This window comes from Mesorhizobium neociceri, from assembly GCF_013520985.1.
GTDB lineage: Bacteria > Pseudomonadota > Alphaproteobacteria > Rhizobiales > Rhizobiaceae > Mesorhizobium > Mesorhizobium neociceri.
Map to the genome: position 1 here is coordinate 92121 of NZ_JACDTY010000017.1, position 20865 is coordinate 112985.

Annotated in this window: 18 protein-coding genes and 1 pseudogene; 13 read left to right on the plus strand and 6 right to left on the minus strand. The window is 60.4% G+C overall.

The genetic code is table 11. The features are described from left to right. Position 1 precedes the first annotated feature (1 nt). Positions 2-1054 (minus strand): type IV toxin-antitoxin system AbiEi family antitoxin, encoded by a 1053-nt coding sequence (locus tag H0241_RS27020; RefSeq protein WP_235984502.1) that lies wholly within the window; start codon positions 1052-1054, stop codon positions 2-4. Between the two features lie 261 nt (positions 1055-1315). Here H0241_RS27020 and H0241_RS27025 point away from each other — a divergent pair, with 261 nt between their 5' ends. After that, positions 1316-1786 carry a hypothetical protein gene (locus H0241_RS27025; protein WP_027038443.1) on the plus strand — a complete coding sequence of 157 codons (471 nt, stop codon included), beginning with the start codon at positions 1316-1318 and terminating at the stop codon, positions 1784-1786. 140 nt (positions 1787-1926) lie between these two features. Here the strand turns inward: H0241_RS27025 and H0241_RS27030 are convergent, their stop codons facing one another. The 4 genes from H0241_RS27030 to H0241_RS27045 form a co-directional block, all read right to left on the minus strand. Beyond that, positions 1927-2541 carry a site-specific integrase gene (locus tag H0241_RS27030; RefSeq protein ID WP_081738836.1) on the minus strand — a complete coding sequence of 205 codons (615 nt, stop codon included), beginning with the start codon at positions 2539-2541 and terminating at the stop codon, positions 1927-1929. After that, positions 2438-2827, minus strand: coding sequence for a nucleotidyl transferase AbiEii/AbiGii toxin family protein (locus H0241_RS35820; protein WP_181060873.1), 390 nt, complete (start codon positions 2825-2827; stop codon positions 2438-2440). The genes H0241_RS27030 and H0241_RS35820 overlap by 104 nt, the downstream gene beginning before the upstream one ends. Positions 2828-2902: 75 nt before the next feature. Further along, positions 2903-3697: a type IV toxin-antitoxin system AbiEi family antitoxin domain-containing protein gene (locus H0241_RS27040; RefSeq protein ID WP_181060860.1), complete on the minus strand. Its 795-nt coding sequence runs from the start codon at positions 3695-3697 to the stop codon at positions 2903-2905. A 463-nt stretch (positions 3698-4160) separates the two neighbouring features. Further along, positions 4161-5228: a hemin-degrading factor gene (locus H0241_RS27045; RefSeq protein ID WP_181060861.1), complete on the minus strand. Its 1068-nt coding sequence runs from the start codon at positions 5226-5228 to the stop codon at positions 4161-4163. 763 nt (positions 5229-5991) lie between these two features. On the opposite strand from H0241_RS27045, the gene H0241_RS27050 reads away from it, so the two are divergent. From H0241_RS27050 to H0241_RS27095, 10 genes are all read left to right on the plus strand, one after another. Then, on the plus strand, positions 5992-6312 hold the full coding sequence (locus H0241_RS27050) for an iron-sulfur cluster assembly accessory protein (protein ID WP_027038446.1): 321 nt from the start codon (positions 5992-5994) through the stop codon (positions 6310-6312). 762 nt (positions 6313-7074) lie between these two features. Next, complete coding sequence (gene nifS / locus H0241_RS27055; RefSeq protein WP_050596616.1) at positions 7075-8298, plus strand: cysteine desulfurase NifS; 1224 nt, start codon at positions 7075-7077, stop codon at positions 8296-8298. Continuing rightward, a complete protein-coding gene (gene nifV / locus H0241_RS27060) occupies positions 8288-9439 on the plus strand; it encodes a homocitrate synthase (protein ID WP_027038447.1) in 1152 nt (383 codons plus the stop codon). The genes nifS and nifV overlap by 11 nt, the downstream gene beginning before the upstream one ends. A 313-nt stretch (positions 9440-9752) precedes the next feature. Beyond that, a complete protein-coding gene (gene nifW / locus H0241_RS27065) occupies positions 9753-10133 on the plus strand; it encodes a nitrogenase stabilizing/protective protein NifW (RefSeq protein ID WP_181060874.1) in 381 nt (126 codons plus the stop codon). A gap of 193 nt (positions 10134-10326) precedes the next feature. Beyond that, positions 10327-11178, plus strand: coding sequence for an electron transfer flavoprotein subunit beta/FixA family protein (locus H0241_RS27070; protein WP_027038449.1), 852 nt, complete (start codon positions 10327-10329; stop codon positions 11176-11178). 16 nt (positions 11179-11194) lie between these two features. Beyond that, positions 11195-12304 (plus strand): electron transfer flavoprotein subunit alpha/FixB family protein, encoded by a 1110-nt coding sequence (locus H0241_RS27075; protein WP_027038450.1) that lies wholly within the window; start codon positions 11195-11197, stop codon positions 12302-12304. A gap of 10 nt (positions 12305-12314) precedes the next feature. Beyond that, entirely contained in the window at positions 12315-13622 is a 1308-nt protein-coding gene (locus H0241_RS27080) for an FAD-dependent oxidoreductase (protein ID WP_027038451.1), read from the plus strand. A gap of 11 nt (positions 13623-13633) precedes the next feature. Beyond that, entirely contained in the window at positions 13634-13933 is a 300-nt protein-coding gene (locus H0241_RS27085; protein WP_027038452.1) for a ferredoxin family protein, read from the plus strand. Between the two features lie 170 nt (positions 13934-14103). Next, entirely contained in the window at positions 14104-15873 is a 1770-nt protein-coding gene (gene nifA, locus H0241_RS27090; protein ID WP_027038453.1) for a nif-specific transcriptional activator NifA, read from the plus strand. A gap of 678 nt (positions 15874-16551) precedes the next feature. Next, positions 16552-17727: a Fic family protein gene (locus H0241_RS27095; protein WP_027038454.1), complete on the plus strand. Its 1176-nt coding sequence runs from the start codon at positions 16552-16554 to the stop codon at positions 17725-17727. Positions 17728-17742: 15 nt separating this feature from the next. Here the strand turns inward: H0241_RS27095 and H0241_RS35435 are convergent, their stop codons facing one another. Beyond that, on the minus strand, positions 17743-18399 hold the full coding sequence (locus H0241_RS35435) for a DEAD/DEAH box helicase (protein WP_235984503.1): 657 nt from the start codon (positions 18397-18399) through the stop codon (positions 17743-17745). A gap of 87 nt (positions 18400-18486) precedes the next feature. On the opposite strand from H0241_RS35435, the pseudogene H0241_RS35825 reads away from it, so the two are divergent. Both H0241_RS35825 and nifB read left to right on the plus strand, forming a co-directional pair. Then, positions 18487-18743, plus strand: a pseudogene (locus H0241_RS35825) (DUF932 domain-containing protein); the annotation flags it as partial. Between the two features lie 627 nt (positions 18744-19370). Next, positions 19371-20852 (plus strand): nitrogenase cofactor biosynthesis protein NifB, encoded by a 1482-nt coding sequence (gene nifB, locus H0241_RS27105; protein ID WP_027038455.1) that lies wholly within the window; start codon positions 19371-19373, stop codon positions 20850-20852. Positions 20853-20865 lie beyond the last annotated feature (13 nt).

Genomic DNA, 20865 nt, shown 5'->3' on the forward strand with positions numbered 1-20865 from the left:
CTTAAATACCCAGGACTTCTTTCCTCAAATGCTCGGCCATGTCTCGCGAACGACCTTCGTTGCGCAGAAGGTCCAGATAGACCTGGACGGGGCTTGCCAGCCAGAGGTGCCCCCTTTGCTCCTTGAAGAGGAACTCACCACGGGATGGCGTCTCGATCACATCGAGATTTGCACCCTCCGTCACAACGCGCGCTTCGAGGTTTGCGAGAACCTCTCCGGCCGCCTTGCCGGGAGTCATGCGGCAGGCAACACGGGAAATGCTGGACAGGAAAGGGGCGTATTCCTGAGCGGCCACGTCCTGCGTCAAAACATAGTCGACGGCGCCGGTTTCACACAGCGCTGCAAGACGATTGGCAAGCGACTCGCTGCTTCCTCCCGGCACATAGTACCGCCGCCTTGCCAGGGGGTGCCTAGCGGCCTGGATCTGCGTTCGCCATTCGTCGAGCAATGCTGAGGGAGCGGAAAGGCGGCGCTCCTTAGATGGTCCCTGACCTCGCGCCACAACCCAATCCATCCGCTCCAAGCCGGCCAGGGTTTCGGAGGCCGTACCGGGAGAGACCTCCGCCAGCTTGGAAAGCTCAACAACACCGACCCAATCGCGGTGTCCTTGGAGAAGAGCATGGAGTACCTGCGATCGCTTGCCGGTGAACAGCGACCGGATCGACTTTTCGATGGTCTTGGGGACAGGGCGCTCGACATACAGATAGGCGCCCTTCGCGGGGACGAAGAGGCTACCTCCACTGTCGAAGAAACCGACTTTCTCATCTCGGAGCAGGTCCCGTGCGCCAACCGAAATCGACTCAGCCACCACCATCGGCACGACGTTCTGTTTGCCGCTTTGAGCGTACTCATTTTTTGCCCGGCTCAACTGCCACAGGATCTGCCGCACATCGCGGGGATATACGCTCCGCTTCAACTCTATAAGAAGGACCAGGTTCTGGTCGGCGACAACAACATCGATTTGAGCATCAAGTTCATGACCTAACTGCGTGAGCGGGTGTTTTTCGCTCACTATCGATGTCTGCGCAAAAGGGATCTTCTGGAGCGCGCTCATCAACGCGTCCAGAAGATCCCTTTCTCGCTCGTGCTCGCTAGTCGTTTGCATGATTACCATTTTCGCTGCGCAGTGAATAATGGCATTTTGGCAAATTGCTAGCTTCGGCGCAACATTCACTGCACAGTGAATATAGCGGTTTTTTAGAATAACGGCGTCGTCCCCCCGATCGGAGAGATAACAGTCGATATATCTGTTGACATAAGAGAGACCGCCCTACAAACAGACCTATTGGCAGTTATATCAGAAAGGACGGCGCAAATGGACTTCAACTCTCGGATACGTACTCGGGCGGCAGGGCTTAAGAACGGCGACATCCTCTTACAAATCGCTTCTCGGGAGGACGTGCAGCAAGACATGCTTCGTCGAATCCGCGTGGGTGAAAAGCCGGTCACCGCGCTATCGCAGCCGCTCGTCGAATCGATCGGCCAGGAGGCAGCTCAAGACGACAACCTGCGCCGCCTATCAGGTGAGGTGACTGCGGCTATCGTGGAAGGGCACTTCGGCTGCCTAAGATCCACAGGCTCAAAGTTGATCAAAGGGGACATGGTATTCACATCCGGCCAGCCGTTCAGGGAAGGCGGCATCCGGCGCTCGACCGGGGAAGGCGGCGCCCCCCAAGGCGGATCGGATTTGGCCGTAGCCGACGTTTTGATCAAACTCCTCGGTAACGAGAACCTTTTCGCACTTGAGAAGCTGGTGGGAGAGGAACTTCACCGGCGGGCGGCATGACGAGCATGCTCATCATGCCGATCATCGCATGGCCACGGTCGTCGCCAGCACCCAGACGACACCGTCGTCTTGGTGCTGGCTATAGCGATCGTCCCGCTGAAGTCGACATGGGACGATGAACGTCTGCGAAACTATCCCCTTCAGTGTTTGGCGCCTATTGCGTCAGCGATAATCGACTGCACACGTGCGCCGTCGATGCCCTCAGCTTTGAGCCTATCCGTGAGACTGGCCACCAGCGTTTCGAGATCACTAGGTCGCGCCTTCTGATTGCGAGACAGCGACACGTTTCCAGCAAGTGCCGCAGCGATTTTCTTGGCAACTCGATTCGCAGCGCGACGGGAGGGATCGTTCTGGACGTGCGCGTAAATGGCCGTCGAACGCGGATTTGAATGGCCCAAAATCGCGCCCGTGAGTGCCAGGGCTTCGCCCGTCGAGATCGCGGTCGACCCAATCGTATGCCGAAGTGTATGAGGGGTAACCCCGGGAAGCTTCGCTTTCTTGATCGCTTTCGCCCAAATGCGCTTGGTTCCTTGGAAGTAGCTATCGCCACGCTCAGCCGGGAAGACGAAACTGCTGCCAACCTCACGTGGGAGACTTTCGAGCAGCGTGACGGCAGCCGCTCCGAGAGGCCGGATTGACTGGCCCGTCTTGCTATCTTCGAGCTCCAATAGTCCTTCGCCGAGATTTACCTCGGACCATTTGAGCGCCGCAATCTCCTCCCGGCGGCAGCCAGTCAGGACCCAAAGCCGTGCAATATTGACCGCCTTTTGGTTTGCCTCGAGGGTTCGTCAACATTTCGAAATCCTGGAGGTTCGCCGGAAATTCAAGGCCGGTATGCTCGTAAATCCAGGCCGAAATCTCACCAAACACCCGCTTCAGAAACGCCTCGTCCAGATGCGTCGGATCGAGCAGCGTGAAGTCCAGGTCCTCGGAAAACCGATAGGTTTCGAAGTAGCATTTCTTGAGGCAGGTTCCGCCCTTGAACACCCATTTGTCCGCAAGCTCCGGATGCGCAAAGATGCCGGCGAGTGCCCAGCCCAGCGCGTAGTCCTTTTCGACAACGCTCGGGTTAAGCCCAACTCGCGTCGCCGTATTCGAGGAGTTCTCGCTTTCCGATCATTGGCCGGCCCAACTTTCCGGGACGCGAAGGCGCCAGCGCGTCACTAGGCGCGAGCACTCAAGCGCCGGGTCGAGCAGGGCGTGTCCCTTTGTGAGCCGCGTACTACTCATTTCTGCCAATTCCTTCCCTTGCGGCAGCCGCTCGGACAGGAACCCCAGCCTCTTGAATACCGCCCCGTTGCCTAGCCGCTCGGCATAGGAGATGAGCTTTTCCGGATCTCGATCGTTGCGGTGCAGGTATTGGCCAAGACAGTCAGCCACATGCTGAATGCCCCCGCCGACGGCGGGATCATCGAGCATATCGATCATCGTGCGGTGGATATCAGACACAGCAATTCTTGTGCGTCCTCGCCAGACAGCCTGTGTGCCGAAAACCTTCGCCTCAGCGATATGCCGCACTGAGAAGATCGCGCCCTGCCGCTCGACCACTGGCGCATTCACCCTCCGCTGCGTGTACACTACGATATCTCGGAAAATCTGCTCGGTTAGGTCCCAATGCTCCGCCGCCGTGCGCCCACCGACATAGGCCGGCTCGAACAACACCGGCACCAGTATCCAGGAATCCTCGACCACCTGCTCCGCATCGAGGAGTTCCAATTGCACCGGCATATAGGCCCCGGTCCCGACGCGCCGGAGCCACCCCTGGCTTGCCCATCTTGACAGCAGTTTCGCGGCAACGGTTCGCGATATCTGCAAAGCCTTCTGAGCATCATCAATGCTCACAACCGGGCCAGCCGCTTTGACAACAGCCGCGAGCCGGGCTCTTCCTTCGGTCAGAGTGCGCGAATCCATGGTATAGTTATATCATGAAAATTCCCGAAAACTGCGAATTTTGTGTGTTTAGATAGCCGGATCGATATAGTCAAACACGTAAAATTCCAAAAAACTGCGAATTTTTTGCGAGTCAAATACAGATCCGGACACCTTATTCCTCGCCATGCGGCTCGCTGCACCTCCGCCTGCGCTCCTTCTGCTCGTTCTTTCGGCCTTGCTATCCCCGGCAAATCACCCGGGAAGCTCTGCCTTCTTGATCGCCTTCGCCCAAATGCGCTTGGTCCCTCGAAGTAGCTATCGCCACGCTCCGGCGAGAAGACGAAACTGCTGCCGAGACTTTCGAGCACGTGACGGCAGCCGCTCCTAGAGGCCGGATTGAGTTGCCCGTCTTGCTCTAATCGAGCTCCAAAAGTCCTTCGCCGAAATTTACCTTGGACCACGGTGCACCGCCGAGCGAAACGGAAATGAACATGTATCGGTCTTACCCCATGTCGGCTGTCGCAGTTGGAACACGCGGGAGGGTCTCGGCCAGGAACCGCCAATCGCTGCGCTCGCGTTCGCCTTCATGGCGCTGACCGAAGAACTGAATGATCATTTTGCCGTCGGCGCCATAGGCCTCCAGTGACGTGACGTGACCGTCCTTGGTCGGCTTGCGCACGGCCCAAACCTCACGGATGTGGTGGGTTTGGAGATGAAGGTGAAAGGTTTCGTCCAGCACATTGATCCGCGGGCCGACCGGCTTGACCGACTTGATCGGGCCGGAATGGATCTGGATGCAGCCCCGATTGCCCACGAAGCACATGATAGGCATTTCGTCTTCTGCCGCGCATTGGATCATGGCGCCAATGGCGCCATCGTCTAGGAGCCAGGCGTAATCCTGGCCTACCATGCGCATGGCCCGGCAGCGACTGAGCTTCAGCGTCTTCAGCATGTCGAAGAACTCGTGCACATCAGTCAGTCGGCCCCAGTGCTCGCGCAGCTCCTCGACCGTGGCGGCTTGGTCCGGAACGTCTGCGTCGGAGCTGGCGCCTTTCGCCTCGACCGACACGATCGGCTCCTGGTTCGAGGATGCAAGCTCGCCCACCAGCTTCTGATAGGCGTAGAGGTTGGAGTTGTGCCCGAGATCCACCTGATGCACTGCTGCGCCGGTGGCGTCGAAGAATTGCAGATTGCGGCGGATGTCGCCTCCATCACGCTTTTCGATTGCAAAGCCATGCGTCCAAACCTTCGGGAAGATGCGCAGGCCGATTTCGTCGCCGAGCACCAAGGCATGGTCATTGCCGGTTACCACTTGGTTGTAGACGCCCAGCTTCTTGTGCACGGCACTTTGATTGCGGGTCACCGCCCTCACCTCGCCGACCGCTTCGAGGCCGATCAACACATCATTGGCGCTCGGCTCCATGCGCACCGTGCCGAAACCGCAGTGTGCCGCGACCAGCTCCGCTTCCGAAATATTCAGCTTGGCGGCGAGATCGTGTTCCCGGACCTTCGGACTGTGTTCCTGTGCCCGGCGGATTTGCTCCGGAGAAGGTTTCTCGAGCTGGTCCATATCCTACCCCTGCTTCCCAACCATGTTGAGGATCAGCTGCTCTGCCGGCCACTCTCCGATAGAGCGTATCGTGACGCCCGATGCCGATCTTGTGCTCGGGCCAAGACCTGGAGCGTTGCTGGACGCCATACCTGGCGCCATGTCACCGGTTCGAAACGCGGCGGCTGCTGCCCCGAGGGCCCCACGCGACTGACGGTCAGAGTCAGATGCCGGTCGCACCCCAGCCAATCCATGGCGGCGACCAGCCGGTCGCGAGTGATTGTGGACCTCGACGCCAAAGGACCGATCCGGCATTCGGGATCGACGGACGCTGGTGCCGTCCCTCAGAAAGCGAATCTGGGCCGAGCATGACATTTGCGTTCCTTCCATCGTGAACTGGTGAGGCCACCGACAAAATCAGTGTCCCTCGCCGTTGTGCCGTCTCGCCAGAAGGGAGGTTCAAGCGGTGTGCCAATCGCGCAGAAGCGAGCTCAGAAAAACATCTTCCGCATGCAGCTCAATGGTTTGCGCCAGAGCGAGCACGGCCGACGCTAAGACCCGCTGTGTCGCGGAGCGGACAACCGCCACCCCCCATCTAATTTTCCAAGATGAGGAGGATTGTCGCGGCTGAATTCACGTATGTGAAGTCGCCACGCACCCGACAATGTCGCACATCCGACACAGCGTGTCAGGGACAGGCCCTGTTTTGAAACTGTTTTTTGCTTTGGCACGGCGCATGCTTGGTGATCCGCACACGCGTCCCGGACTGAGGAGAAACCGAGCCATGATCACGCTCACTGACAACGCAGTTGCGGCTGTCAAGATCGCTCTTTCTCGCGCCAGCGAGCCCGCGGAGGGCTTTCGCATCATGGTCGAGAACGGCGGCTGCGCCGGCTTTAAGTACCAGATGGGCCTCGAGAGCGACTTGCGCGAGGGCGATGCCATCATCGAGGCAAATGGGGTCAAGGTGTTCGTGGACGTAGGGTCTCAGCCACATGTGGCGGGCATGACCGTCGACTTTGTCACAGATCTGGAATCCTCCGGCTTTGTCTTCGACAATCCCAACGCGCGGGAGAAGTGCGCTTGCGGCAAGTCCTTCGGCTAATGGCCCGAGACAGCCGCAAGCGGAACTGCAGCGAGAAGCCCAACAAACACTTCGACCGGACGCATGCTGGCGTTCTGGATAGGGCGAACGCAGCAGGTAAGGTCGGCACAATCGCCTATGTCGACCAGTTTGAATCTGTGATCGGCGTCGGCCCTGCGAGGTCGACGATCACCGCCCCCGACAGCCAGCCCTTCAGCGGCGGGGCCCGGATCCGCTCCGTGTCGGCGATCACCGGACTCGCCATCGGCAAACCGCAAGCGAGCAGATCACCTGCCACATTAGGGTGGGCCGCGGCTGACTCGCATGGCTCGACGCCATCGAAGAAACGCCTCTATTGGTCCGGCGAGAAACGCCCGCTGCGGGGCTTGTTGCGGCAGAGCAGGTCAATACGCCAGGCACGACAGACCTGCCCACCCTTAGGAAGTAGGCAGGGGCGGAGCCGGTACCGGGACCGGCGATCGCTTGCCGCGGGATGCGCGGAACGTCGCCGCTCGAAACAATTCAGGTCCTGGCAAGCCGAAGCTGCCTGGCCGCCAAGCGGCGGGGCCGCAGCGCCTGACGGCAGACGTTCCCAGCGGTTGCCTAAAGCCTCACGTCGGGGACCCGAACTTGACGACGGCGACGCCGACCATGTTGACGTCAGACCGTCAGGCCCTGCACCGCCTGCCTATTCGACTCCATCTCCATCAGCGCCACCGCGCCAGAGCTCGAGCGCCGATTTCGAGTACCGCGTCATTCTGGTCAACCTGAAAGCTTATAAACATGAGACCTGTCTATCTCGACAACAACGCGACGACACGGGCCGATCCTGAGGTGGTTCAAGCGATGTTGCCGTTCTTTAGGGATAATTTTGGCAACCCTTCGTCGACGCACGATCTTGGCGCCGCGGCTGATGTGGCGGCGAGCAGGGCGCGCCTGCAACTGCAAACGCTTATCGGCGCGGAGCTCGATCATGAGATCATCTTCACCTCGGGCGGGACGGAAAGCGACAATGCAGCGATACTTTCGGCGCTCGATGTGCTGCATGATCGAACAGATATCGTGATTTCCGCCGTCGAGCATCCAGCCGTGCTGACGCTGTGCGCGCATCTTGAGAAGACGCAGGCCGTCACGGTGCACAAGATCCCGGTTGATCGCCACGGCCGGCTCGACCTCGACGCCTACAGGGCCGCCCTCACCCCGCGGGTGGCAATCGTCTCGATCATGTGGGCAAACAACGAGACCGGCACGATCTTCCCTCTTGGCAAGCTTGCTGAGTTGGCCAAGGAAGTCGGCGCTTTTTTCCATACCGATGCTGTGCAGGCGGTCGGCAAAACTCCGATGGACCTGAAATCGACTGCAATCGACATGCTGTCGCTTTCCGGTCACAAGCTTCATGGCCCGAAAGGGATCGGCGCACTTTACGTGAGGCGTGACGTGCCCTTTAGCTCGTTGATCAAAGGAGGTCGCCAAGAGCGCGACCGGCGTGCGGGTACGGAGAACACGCCTGGCATAGTTGGGCTGGGCATGGCGGCCGAACTGGCGTTGAAGTCGATGAACGACGTGGCGACACGGGTAAAGTCGCTCCGCGACCGGCTTGAGAACGGAATTGTCCAGGCCATCCAAAACGCCACCGTCACAGGCGATCCGCTAGCGCGCTTGCCCAACACGGCAAACATCGCCTTCGATCCTATCGAGGCCGAAGCAATCGTACATCTTCTCAACCGCGAGGGCATCGCCTGTTCTTCCGGCTCCGCCTGCACTTGCGGCTCACTGAAGCAGAGCCATGTCTTGAGTGCGATGAAGGTCGCCCACAGTGCGGTCCGCTTCTCCCTCTCGCGCGACAACGGCGAAGCGGACGTCGACCGCGTACTCGAGGTCATGCCCGCGATCGTGCAGAAGCTGCGTGACTGTCCCAGTCCTGGAGCGGACCGGGTGAGTGCCGAAGACGTTCAACGGAATTTAGCCTCAGCGGCAGCAGAACAGGCGGCCGCTCATGAGCCGTGAGATTTTTCTCAACGACACGACGCTGCGCGATGGCGAGCAGGCAGCCGGCGTCGTCTTCACCTTGGCGGAAAAGCTGGAGATTGCCGAGTCGCTTGCGGCAGCCGGCGTGCCAGAGATTGAGATCGGCACGCCGGTCATGGGCGCGCAGGAGATCGAAGCAATTCAAGCCGTCATCGCGCTGCGTCTACCCGTTCGACTTACGGCCTGGTGCCGCATGACGCCCAAGGATCTCGATGCCGCCATCGAGTGCGGCCTCACCGCCGTCAATCTGTCGCTGCCGGCATCGGACATCCAGCTTCTCGCCAAGCTCGGTCTGGATAAGTCGGGAGCGCTGGAGACAATCGAGCGTATGGTCGCACGCGCAGCCGCCGGCGGCCTTTTCGTAGCAGTGGGCTGCGAGGATGCCTCGCGCGCCGACCGACACCATCTGGGCCGCGTCATCGAGACGGCCGCGCGCGCTGGTGCAAGCCGCATCAGGCTGGCCGACACGGTCGGCGTTCTCGATCCTTTTTCGACCTTTGAACTTGTCGCCCACCTCGCGGCGCAGTGTCCCGTCGAGTTCGAATTTCACGGGCACAACGATCTTGGCCTCGCAGGCGCAAACACGCTGGCCGCGATCCGTGCCGGTGCGCGCCATGCTTCGGTCACCGTTCTGGGGCTCGGCGAACGGGCGGGCAATGCCGCGTTGGAAGAGGTTGCCGTCGCGATGGCCGTGCTCGACGGCGCACACACCGGCATCGAGCTTGCCGCGTTGCCCGACCTCGCCTGCCAGGTAGCGCGCGCCGCCCGCCGGCAGACGCCGGCCATGAAGCCGATCGTCGGCGCCGATGTCTTTTCCCATGAAACCGGGACTCATGTCGCAGGGCTGCTAAAGGACTCGCTGACGTATGAGGCGCTCGATCCAGCTCTCGTGGGCCGCTGCCGGCGAATAGTCATTGGCAAGCATTCCGGCGCGACCGCGATTGCGCATGTGCTGAGCGAAAGCGGCCGCGATCTCGACCCAGATCTGGCAGCCGCGATGGTCGCCCGCGTTCGCCGCAAGGCCACTGAGATCAAATCGAGCATCACCGCACCTCAACTGATCGAGCTTTACGACTGGCTGTGCACGGAGGCAGCCGGCCGAGACCTTGGAATCGAGTGAGGCCGGCAGTGTCACTTGTCCTCGGCAGGTTTTTTCCTGATTGGTAGCCCCGCATCACAGCGCAGAATGCTCGGCTGGTGGTTCTGATGGCGGTGAGGGCTCACCGGACGCAGCGGCGCGACTGCCGAATCTGCGCCGATGCGAACCGGGGAGCGCGTCCCACCCATCGTGAGGCTGGTCGGCGCTGCCACTTTCCGTAAATGGCCGCATCCTCCTCAGCGTCACCTGCCCGACACGGCATCTTATTTGCGAGCGCGGAGTAGCCGTGCGGCGACCCTACCCGACATCACGCTTTTGGACCCGGAGAATGCAAATGACTTGTTCCGCTGACAGCCGCTCGATCGACGTCATCGAGATCCTCGCGCGACTGAGGCGACTGTCGGCCGCGGAGGAGTTCTTTGCGGTGCTTGGCGTCTCGTATGACCCGAAGGTGCTCAATGTCTCGCGTCTGCATGTCATGAAGCGGATGGGCCAGTACCTTGCCAATGAGGATTTGTCCGGCCTGCCCGACCGGGTCATCGCCGCACGCGCGAAAGCCACGCTGAAACGCGCCTACGAGGACTTCGCGATCGCCTCTCCGCTCACACACCGGGTTTTCAAGGTGCTCAAAGACCACGATCCGGCCAAAGCTTCGACGCCAGGCCGGGCATTCGTCGCGTTCGATTCCGTGATGAATCGGTTCGAAAGGAAATGATCGCGACACGGGTGCGACACGCGATGTCAAGAAGCTGACAAAGCCGCGCTTCGTGAAGGCGCCCAGGAGTACCCGACTTCAAGGCATCGTGCAGCACGTGACGGTTGGCACGAATGATGCTCCCACTAGATATCTGCCAACCCCAATCCGGATAGAAGCAACCGTCCGGATCGAAGCTTAGCGAGACCGCCCAATGCACATCGTAGTCTGCATCAAGCAGGTGCCGGATTCGACACAGATACGTGTCCATCCGGTGACAAACACGATCATGCGCCAAGGTGTGCCGACCGTCATCAATCCTTACGACCTGTTCGCCCTCGAAGAAGCCCTCAGACTGCGCGACGCCCATGGTGGCGAGGTCACCGTGCTCACCATGGGTCCGCCCATGGCTGAGGACTCGCTACGCAAGGCGCTCGGCTACGGCGCCGATCGCGCAGTGCTCTTGACCGACCGCTATTTTGCCGGTTCCGACACGCTGGCGACATCCTTTGCTCTTTCCCAGGCAATCGCCAAGATTGGCGAGACGTTCGACATGCCGGACATTGTCTTCACGGGCAAGCAGACGATCGACGGCGACACCGCCCAGGTCGGGCCTGGCATTGCCAAGCGCCTCGATCTTCTGCAACTCACCTATGTCGCGAAAATCGCCGCTATTGATCTTACTTCGCGCGAGATCACGGTCGTGCGCCGTTGCGAGGGCGGCATGCAGAAGCTGAAGAGCAGGCTGCCTTGCCTCATCACCATGCTCGAAGGCACCAACGAGATGCGACGGGGGTCAATCGAGGACGCCCTGTGCGGCGCGCGCAGCCAGATCCTGAAGTGGAGTGCAGCCGACGCAGGCATTGAGGACCTCGGCATGTGCGGACTGCGCGGCTCGCCGACAGTCGTCAAGCGCGTTTTCGCCCCTGCCGTGCGGGCGGAAAAGGCAGCGCAAATCGAGGTCGCCGAGAAGACGCTGCGCGATCTCGCGGACGAGCTGACCGCCGAAATCTTGGCCCGTCAGCCGGCGCTAGAACGGGAACTCGCCTTCGATGGCGGCGCGTGACGGCAAGGAGCAGACTATGTCGAGCGCAAAAAAGCAAACCCCTCGCCCTGCCGCCGGCCGTGCCGGCGTGAAGAAGGAACTATCCAAGCGTTTCAAGGACTATCGACATGTTTGGGTGTTCATCGAGCTCGAGCGTGGCAAGGTTCATCCAGTATCCCTCGAACTGCTCGGCGAAGGCCGCAAGCTAGCCGACAAGCTCGGCGTCCAGCTTGCGGGCGCCGTGCTCGGCCCCGCGGGAGAAGCCACGAACTCCGCAATTGCCGAGGCTTTCGCCTATGGCGTCGACCTTGTCTACATGGTCGGGGCACTGCTGCTTACCGATTATCGCAACGAGCCCTTCACCAGGGCGATGACGGATCTGGTCAATACTTACAAACCAGAGATCCTGCTTCTGGGTGCCACCACGCTCGGCAGGGATCTCGCAGGCTCGGTGGCGACGACCTTGCGCACAGGGCTCACGGCCGACTGCACCGAGCTCGACGTGGATTCCGACGGCTCTCTCGCCGCGACTCGTCCGACTTTCGGCGGTTCCTTGTTGTGCACGATCTACACGCTCAACTACCGGCCGCAGATGGCGACAGTGCGACCGAGGGTCATGTCCATGCCGCAGCGGGCGGACAAGCCGGTCGGGCGCGTCATCCAGCACAAGCTGTCGTTAGCCGAGGACGACATCGTCACCAAAGTGCTCGGGTTTCTGCCCGATAGCCAGTCGGTACAGGCAAATCTCGCCTATGCCGACATCGTCGTCGCAGGTGGCCTCGGCCTCGGCGGGGCGGAGAACCTGCAGCTCGTGAAGAGTCTCGCGCGAGCGATCGGCGCCGAACATGGCTGTTCGCGCCCGCTGGTCCAGAAGGGTTGGATGCCAGCTGATCGACAGATCGGTCAAACTGGCAAGACCATCCGGCCGAAGCTTTACATAGCTGCCGGGATCTCCGGCGCCATTCAGCACCGGGTCGGCGTCGAGGGAGCCGATCTCATCGTGGCCATCAACACGGATCCGAATGCGCCGATTTTCGACTTCGCTCACGTGGGTATCGTCATCGATGCAATCCGCTTCCTGCCCGCACTGACGGAAGCCTTCACCCGGCGGCTGTCGCCGCACAGTCGTGACAAGCTTGCAAGCTAGGGGGCCGGGGATGATCGAGGAAGAATTCGACGCAATCGTTATCGGGGCGGGCATGTCCGGGAATGCAGCTGCCTACATCATGGCAAGCCAGGGCCTGAGGGTCCTGCAGTTGGAGCGCGGCGAATATCCGGGCTCCAAGAACGTCCAGGGTGCCATCATGTACGCGAACATGCTGGAAAAGATCATCCCGGATTTTCGGGATGATGCGCCCCTTGAGCGACATGTGATCGAACAGCGGCTCTGGGTGATGGACGACAGCTCGCACACCGGAGTCCATTATCGGTCGGACGACTTCAACGAGGCAAAGCCCAACCGTTACACCATCATCCGTGCCCAGTTCGACAAATGGTTTTCTCGCAAGGTGCGCGAGGCCGGCGCGACGGTTCTGTGCGAAACGACCGTGACGGAGCTTGTCCGCGATGGCAGGGGCAAGGTAATCGGCGTCCGCACAGATCGGGCCGGCGGAGCGATCTACGCGGGCGTGACCGTTCTTGCAGAAGGCGTCTCCGGGCTGCTTGGCACGCGGGGCGGCCTGCGCCAGATGCTGAAGCCGGAGGCAGTGGCGCTCGCCGTCAAGGAAATGCACTTCCTGCCCGAAGAGGTGATTGAGCAGCGGTTCAGCCTTAAGGGCGGTGAAGGCTGTGTCATCGAGGCGGTGGGCACGATATCCCACAGCATGGCAGGCCTTGGCTTCCTCTACACCAACAAGGAATCCATCTCACTGGGAATAGGTTGCCTCGTTTCCGACTTCGCCGCGATGAGAGAGAGCCCTTACGCCCTCCTCGACGCATTCAAAAGCCATCCTTCGATCCGGCCGCTTATCGCCGGCTCGGAGGTGAAGGAATATGCCGCGCATCTCATTCCCGAAGGTGGGTACAAGTCCATTCCGCAGCTCTTTGGAGATGGATGGGTGGTGGTCGGCGACGCCGCGCAATTGAACAACGCCGTTCATCGCGAGGGATCGAACCTTGCTATGACCTCCGGCCGCATCGCGGCTGAGGCCATCGTCGAGGTCAAGAACCGAAACGCTCCCATGACCAAACGAAACCTCTCCCTCTACAAGACCTTGTTGGATAAATCCTTCGTAGTCAAAGACCTGCGGAAATACAAAGACATGCCGGCCTTGCTCCACACCAATGCCTGCAATTTCTTCACAACCTATCCGCGGTTGATGTCGCAAGCGGCGCAGAACTTCATGCGCGTCGACGGCACGCCAAAGATCGAGAAGGAAAAGGCGACCACGGCAGCCTTCATCAAGGCGCGCTCGCGCTTGGGGCTGGTCAGCGACGCGGTCCGCCTGGCATTGGCATGGCGGTGAGAGGCTGACGAATGACGAAGCCAGTGACGAAGTTGCGTGTTGAAGACAAGCTTTACCAGAACCGCTATCTGGTGGACTCCGGCCGACCGCATATCAAAGTGCGACCGCACGAGCGGCCAAGCGCGAACCTGCTTGCGTTGATCCACGTCTGTCCAGCGAAATGCTATGAGTTGAATGACAAGGGTCAAGTGGAGATCACCCCAGACGGCTGCATGGAGTGCGGAACCTGCCGCGTATTGTGCGAGGCCAGTGGCGAGATCGAGTGGAACTATCCGCGCGGCGGCTTCGGCGTGCTCTTCAAGTTTGGATAATCGGCGCTCGCACGTCGCAACGGCGTGGACCGCGACGCCTAAACCTCCAGCGCAACCCCGTCCAATCGTACCCCGGGCTGAAGAGAAGCTGATGAACACGTTCTTCGAGATTCAATATGAAGCGGACGCTTGGGAGGACCACCCTGGACGACAACCCATGAGGCATTTCCATGGCTCATACAGAGCGAGGCCCGGCCAATGACGTAGGATCTCGGGAGACCTACCCTGAACCGCTCGTCGAGATCCTGTCCCAAGGTAATATGTCAGCTCGGGGCATTTACGAATTATCGAAGGTACTGACCGCTCCCACTCAGTTGGAAGTCAAACTCGCCAACGTCGTGAATATTCTCCCGTCGTTTCTGGAAATGCGTGACGGGGCAGTCGTTGTCCTGGACGCTGAAGGCGAGCCGGAGATAGCCGCAAGTGCCCGCAACACCTATACGCCTCAATCAGGCTCTCGCCGCCTCATACCAAAGGCCGTTTTAGACCATATCGTCGCTCGGGGATCGCCGCTCGTTATACCTGACGTCAGCAAGTCCCAACCATTTCAGGCGGATCTTTCCTCGTCTTCGAGCGCGGGTAGGATCCCGGTTGCCTTTATCGGCATCCCGATAAAGGTGGAGCAGAAGATCCTTGGGGCTTTGTCGATCGACCGCATCATTGACAGCGTGATCAGTTTGAAGTTCGACGAGGACGTACGCTTCCTGACAATGGTCGCCAACCTTGTTGGCCGAACTGTCTGTCTCCATCGCATCCTTAGTACAGAGCGTCAGCCCCGTACCGCTGCGCAACGGGGACCTGAACATTCGGCCGACGAGGAGGCGACGGACTGCGCCCAGCATGCGCCTGTTAAAATCGACGGGATCATAGGGGAAAGTCCCGCACTCAAACAGGTACTCGAAACCGTCTCGGTCGTAGCGAAGACAAACTCCACCGTGCTTTTGCGGGGCGAAAGCGGCACCGGCAAGGAATTCTTTGCGCAAGCAATCCATAAGCTCTCGCGCCGCAGAAATAGATCCTTTGTCAAGTTGAACTGTGCCGCACTGTCCGAGAGCGTCCTGGAATCGGAGCTGTTTGGGCATGAAAAGGGCGCCTTCACGGGGGCCATCTCCCAGCGCGCCGGCCGTTTTGAATTGGCAAATGGCGGAACGCTGCTGCTCGATGAAATCGGCGAGATTTCGCCTGCCTTTCAAGCCAAGCTGTTGCGCGTCTTGCAGGAAGGCGAGCTGGAACGAGTTGGCGGCACAAAGACACTACAGGTGGACGTCCGTCTCATCTGCGCGACCAACAAAGACCTCGAGGCGGCGGTCGTGAATGGGGTGTTCAGGGCCGACCTTTACTACCGTATCAACGTGGTCCCAATCGTCCTGCCTCCCCTAAGAGAGCGGGCCGGCGATATCCCGCGCCTAGCGAACGCGTTCCTCGACCGATTCAACAGGGAGAACCGTAGGGAGCTCGCCTTTGCACCGTCGGCGCTTCAGCTGATCTCGCAATGCTACTTCCCAGGAAACGTCCGTGAGCTGGAAAACTGCGTGCAAAGGACGGCTACACTTGCGCGTTCCAGAACGATCTCCCCATCGGATTTCGCCTGCACGAACAATCAATGCCTTTCTTGGCTTCTGTGGAAAAGAGCCGACCATGCGCACGGCGCCAATGGCATCGAGGGCTGCGCTGCGGGGAACATGGCGCCCGCTGGATCGCGGCCGTGGGCTGGGCGGGTCGGCGGTTTGGACGACAACGTCTCGCCTCTCGCGGTCGGCGATTCTGGCGATCCGGCCTGTCCTGCAATGGGCCCGCGTGTCACCGAACGCGCCCGGCTGGTCGACGCCATGGAGAAGGCCGGCTGGGTTCAGGCCAAGGCGGCTCGCATCCTGAGCCTCACGCCGCGACAAGTCGGCTACGCTCTGCGCCGGCATGGTATAGAGGTCAGGAAATTTTAGCCATCGTAATGACATCAAACGTCGGGCCAGGAGTAGTCTTCCTGACATTCTGGGCAGCCAAGGCGCGGAATCCTTCCCCACGCGACGATTTTGGATGACCCGACCGACGAGCCGTCAAAATTTTCCGCTTATGATTTCAAAAGGAAATTTGCGCGATTCGAATTGCTCGGCTTCGACAACGATCGCCAACAATCGGTCAATTTTTCACGTCGGCTATCGCACGGCGCATTCTGCGCCAGAACGAAAAGACCGTCAGCACCCATAGCACAGGGCGTTCACGCTGGCCATGTTTGCGCCCTCCTGATATCACACGAACCTGGCCTATTGAGGTTGAAGGAAGGCGACTGATAATAGGGACACTTGCTGCGGCGGTGTGGAAGGACACACGGCCAGCAAAGGCCCGAGATGGTGACGAGAAGGCAGCGGCGTAACGGCTCGGTGCGCTAAGCCCATCCACTAGCCGGTTTCGAGTCCGGCCCGCAGTCAGTCAGGCAATTCGTCGGCTCACGATTGAATCCCAGAGCAGGCTCTTGGCGGTCTTGGCGCTAGGAACAATCTCTTGACTAACAGCTCTCGCTAGTAAAGACTACGTTCTTAGTAAAGCAACAGGGGAACGTGAGCGTTCCTTGCGCCCGGCCGTTGGAACGACGTTGTCCACGGATTTGAGCCCGCCAAAACATGCCGAAGCGCACAACAGGCCGATACGAAAGCGTGACCGCAGGCGGCGAAAAAGTCAACGCCTTCGTTCCCTTCGATCTTCCGCCCGCGCGGCCGGTGCTCGTCATCGACGCCAAACTCGAACGTCGCCTTGGGCAAGCCGAGCAGGCGCTTGTCCGACTCGACCTGGCGGGCGAGATGGTGCCTTCGCTCGACTGGTTCATCTACGCCTTCGTGCGCAAGGAGGCGGTGATCTCGTCTCAGATCGAGGGCACGCAAGCATCGCTCGTCGACCTTCTCGCTTTCGAAGCCGAGGAACAGCCCCAGCCCAACGCCGATGTCGAGGAGGTGACAAATTACCTCGACGCGCTTGCTTACGCGCGCGGCCAGCTCGCGTCGAAACGTGGTCTGCCGCTTTCCCTGCGGCTCTTGAACGAGGCACACAAGCGCTTGATGCGCGGCGTGCGCGGCGGAAGTAAACAACCCGGAGAAATACGCAGCAGCCAGAACTGGATTGGCGGAAGCCGGCCAGGGAACGCGGCTTATTTTCCGCCGCCCTCCGAGAAACTTCCGCAGCTTCTCAGCGCATTCGAGAAATACATCCATGCCGACGACCGGCTGCCGAAACTCGTGCGGACGGGTCTCTTGCATGCACAGTTCGAAACCATTCATCCCTATCTGGATGGCAATGGGCGGATCGGGCGTTTGATGATCGCCCTCCTGCTGGAACATTGGGGACTCTTGGGGGCTCCGCTTCTTTATCTCAGCCTCTTCTTCAAGCGTCACCGCGAGGAATACTACCGGCGCCTCAACCTTGTGCGGTTGGAAGGTGACTGGGAGGGCTGGATCGATTTCTTTCTCGATGGCGTCGCCACGATTGCCGACGAAGCGGTCGCGGCGGCGCGCGAATTGTTCAACCTCATCAGCGCGGATCGCACCCGGCTGCTCGGTGTCGAATCGGTATCCGTTTCAGCTCTTCGATTGTTCGAGCGGCTTCCACGGCATCCGATTGTGACCGTCGCATCGGCCATGAAGCTGCTCGAGACAAGCAAGCCGACCGCAACCCGCGCCATCGAAGTGCTGGCTGAGATCCGTATCCTCGTGGAAACGACGGGAAAGAAGCGCGACCGCAGTTTCGCCTATCGCGCCTATATGGAACGTCTGCGAACCGGAACGGAACTGGACTTCAGCCGGTGAGCGGCCGGCGGTGGATCACTCAACCCGATAGCCGAGCGCACGGTATCCAGATCGCCGCTTCGCCGCCATCTGCACCAGAACCGGCACGAGGTCATCGACATAGTCGACGACCAGAACCTCTGTTTTACCAGCATGCTGCCGTTGAAGCCGACCGACATATTGGGCCAAGGTGCCCTTCCACGAAATGGGCATCGTCAAGAACAGCGCGTCCAATCTTGGGTCATCAAAGCCTTCGCCCATGTACCGCCCTGTAGCAAGGATGAGCCGTTCCTGATCGTCCGCCACTCGCAGGGCGGCGTCTGACGCCTTGCGTTCGGCTGCCGACATTCCGCCTCGAAGGACGACAAGATTGCGCACGAAGCGCGAAAAGCTGCCTTGCAGATATTCGAGATGATCCCGGCATTCGGTGAGCACGACCGGTGACCGCTTCGCCTCCAGCGCTTTCAGCACATCGTCGAAGATCAGGTTATTGCGCAGTTCGTCCCGCGCGATGGCCGCATAGACCGCTGGCATGGAGGGACGGTCCGATCCCTCCAAGGGCGGCGGCAGCTGAAACTGCGTCGATCGAGTCTTGGCGCGGTGAACAATTCCCCGCCCCGCCGCTTGGGGCACGCGCATCAACGCGATATCGAACAGGTCCGCATTGCATGAAGATGATCGGATGGTGACCATCTTTGCGAGCCACAGTCGCGGAAAGCCCGAGGACATAGCGCGCCTTCGCTCGGCGGGCCACGAGCTCGAAACTCGTCGCCGAAAGATGGCCGCGTGTCCTCGGAATGGTTCTCGCGGCCGGCGGACGAGCGGTACCCTATCCCTGTCGGACCTCTACGCCGCTGTGCGCAGCCGGACCGAGCGCAGCCGCACGCGGACTTCTGGAGAGCGCGTCGATCCGTGTGGAAGCCAATCGCGATGATGCCGAACGCTTGGTGCTGGTCCTGCCTGGCTCGGATGCACCGGTCATGCCGACCCACTGGAGCTTCGGCCAGCTCGCGGGCCTGGTCGGCGAGCCGGCCGCCTAGCCTGCTCGACGGTCTGAGCCAGATCGCCGACATCGGCAACGACCCTGTTGGACAGTCGCTCGCCAGCACCGAACAGACCAAGCACGTCCATCTCAAGCGAACAGCCGGATCGTCTCGCCCGCGAGAGCTCAGCCTCAGGCTTTGTCAAACTGATCCAGGCCTCCCACTTTTGGGCTGAAGGACCACCACCTGACGATTGTGACAGGGCGCGACGTCGGGCCCAGGATCGGTGGTCAGCATCTTGAAGGTTGTGGGCGGCTTGTTGCCGGGGGCCTCACGCCACAGCCCCGCGACAGCGATGAACCGCGAACCGAGCGTGAAGCGATGTCTCGCCTTCGGATATTTCGTGCCCGTGAACTCGAGAACGCGCATGAAGGAACGAGGCAGCGTTTGCTGTTTCCGAACTGCCGATCTTCGGAACCGAAGTTGAACACCGGGCTGCCTTGGTTGGCGGAAACCCGAACGTCATCGATGCCCGCCCGATTGTTCCGGTGTCGGAAGCCCGACAGAAAACTGTGTCGGAGCAAACGAAACGAATAGCCCGTTCGCGACAAAACCGACGATTTGAGTGGCATAGCTCTTGCGCTTCGAATTGCGACGTTCACCCCGCGACGGAGCCGTTCAATGTCCGCACCGGCAATTTCGGTTGAGAGCCTGACCGGCACGACATCCTCTGAACTGGCATCGGCGGCTGTGAAATCTGGCGGCTGCGCGTCTTCGTCCTGCGGCTCGTCGCGAAAGCCGGACGACATGGATCCGGCGATCTGGGACAAGATCAAGGATCACCCCTGCTTTTCGGAAGAAGCGCATCACTATTTCGCGCGCATGCACGTCGCGGTCGCGCCGGCTTGCAATGTCCAGTGCAACTACTGCAATCGCAAATATGACTGCGCTAACGAAAGCCGACCTGGCGTCGTGTCGGAAAAGCTGACGCCCGATCAGGCGCTGCGCACGGTTGTCGCGGTCGCCAACGAAGTGCCGCAGCTTTCCGTGCTTGGCATCGCCGGGCCGGGCGATGCCTGTTACGACTGGGAAAAGACGAAGGCAACGTTCCAACGAGTTGCCAACGAAATCCCTGACATCCGGCTTTGCATCTCCACGAATGGGCTCGCGCTGCCGGACCATGTCGCCGAGCTTGCCGACATGAATGTCGATCACGTGACGATCACCATCAACATGGTCGACCCGGAAATTGGCGCCAAGATTTATCCATGGATCTTCTACGACCATCGCCGATATGGCGGCATCGAAGCCGCCCGGATCCTGCACGAGCGCCAGATGTCGGGCCTGGAGATGCTAAGCAAGCGCGGCATCCTGACCAAAATCAATTCGGTGATGATCCCCGGCGTCAACGACGAACACCTGATCGAGGTCAACAAATGGGTCAAGGAGCGCGGCGCATTCCTGCACAACGTCATGCCTCTGATTTCCGACCCGGCGCACGGTACGCATTACGGACTGACCGGGCAGCGTGGTCCACACCCAATCGAGATCAAGGCTCTCCAGGATCGTCTTGAAGGCGGCGCCAAGTTGATGCGCCACTGCCGGCAGTGCCGGGCAGATGCCGTCGGCCTGCTCGGCGAGGATCGTGGTCAGGAATTCGGACTCGGCCGGGTTCCCGGCGAGATCACATACGACGGCAGCAAGCGCGAGGCCTATCGGGAGCTGGTCGCGCATGAGCGCCTCGATCACGTGAAGGCCAAGAGCGATGCGATAGATGTTGTGAAGGCAGCAGGCTCCGGCAAGTCGCTCCTCGTCGCGGTGACGACTAAGGGCGGCGGCCGAGTCAATGAACACTTCGGCCATGCGAAGGAATTCCAGGTCTATGCCGCCTCGCCGGATGGGATCAGCTTTGTCGGCCACCGCAAGGTTGAACAGTATTGCCTCGGCGGTTGGGGCAAAGACGCCATTCTCGACGGCATCGTTGCGGCGCTGGAGGGCATCGATGTCGTGCTTTGCGCCAAGATCGGAAATTGCCCCAAGGATCAGCTCGCGGCCGCCGGAATCCGAGCCAGCGACGCTTATGCGCATGACTATATCGAGACTGCCATCAGCGCGATCTACGCCGCCGCATCCGGAGCCCCCGCGAGCGCGGCAACCGCCTGATCTGTCTCATTCC

Coding starts and splice junctions, on each gene's coding strand:
- H0241_RS27020 (WP_235984502.1), bottom strand. CDS start 1,054: ATGAGCGCGCTCCAGAAGATCCCTTTTGCGCAGACATCGATAGTGAGC.
- H0241_RS27025 (WP_027038443.1), top strand. CDS start 1,316: ATGGACTTCAACTCTCGGATACGTACTCGGGCGGCAGGGCTTAAGAAC.
- H0241_RS27040 (WP_181060860.1), bottom strand. CDS start 3,697: ATGGATTCGCGCACTCTGACCGAAGGAAGAGCCCGGCTCGCGGCTGTT.
- H0241_RS27045 (WP_181060861.1), bottom strand. CDS start 5,228: ATGGACCAGCTCGAGAAACCTTCTCCGGAGCAAATCCGCCGGGCACAG.
- H0241_RS27050 (WP_027038446.1), top strand. CDS start 5,992: ATGATCACGCTCACTGACAACGCAGTTGCGGCTGTCAAGATCGCTCTT.
- nifS (WP_050596616.1), top strand. CDS start 7,075: ATGAGACCTGTCTATCTCGACAACAACGCGACGACACGGGCCGATCCT.
- nifV (WP_027038447.1), top strand. CDS start 8,288: ATGAGCCGTGAGATTTTTCTCAACGACACGACGCTGCGCGATGGCGAG.
- nifW (WP_181060874.1), top strand. CDS start 9,753: ATGACTTGTTCCGCTGACAGCCGCTCGATCGACGTCATCGAGATCCTC.
- H0241_RS27070 (WP_027038449.1), top strand. CDS start 10,327: ATGCACATCGTAGTCTGCATCAAGCAGGTGCCGGATTCGACACAGATA.
- H0241_RS27075 (WP_027038450.1), top strand. CDS start 11,195: ATGTCGAGCGCAAAAAAGCAAACCCCTCGCCCTGCCGCCGGCCGTGCC.
- H0241_RS27080 (WP_027038451.1), top strand. CDS start 12,315: ATGATCGAGGAAGAATTCGACGCAATCGTTATCGGGGCGGGCATGTCC.
- H0241_RS27085 (WP_027038452.1), top strand. CDS start 13,634: ATGACGAAGCCAGTGACGAAGTTGCGTGTTGAAGACAAGCTTTACCAG.
- nifA (WP_027038453.1), top strand. CDS start 14,104: ATGGCTCATACAGAGCGAGGCCCGGCCAATGACGTAGGATCTCGGGAG.
- H0241_RS27095 (WP_027038454.1), top strand. CDS start 16,552: ATGCCGAAGCGCACAACAGGCCGATACGAAAGCGTGACCGCAGGCGGC.
- H0241_RS35435 (WP_235984503.1), bottom strand. CDS start 18,399: ATGGTCACCATCCGATCATCTTCATGCAATGCGGACCTGTTCGATATC.
- nifB (WP_027038455.1), top strand. CDS start 19,371: ATGTCCGCACCGGCAATTTCGGTTGAGAGCCTGACCGGCACGACATCC.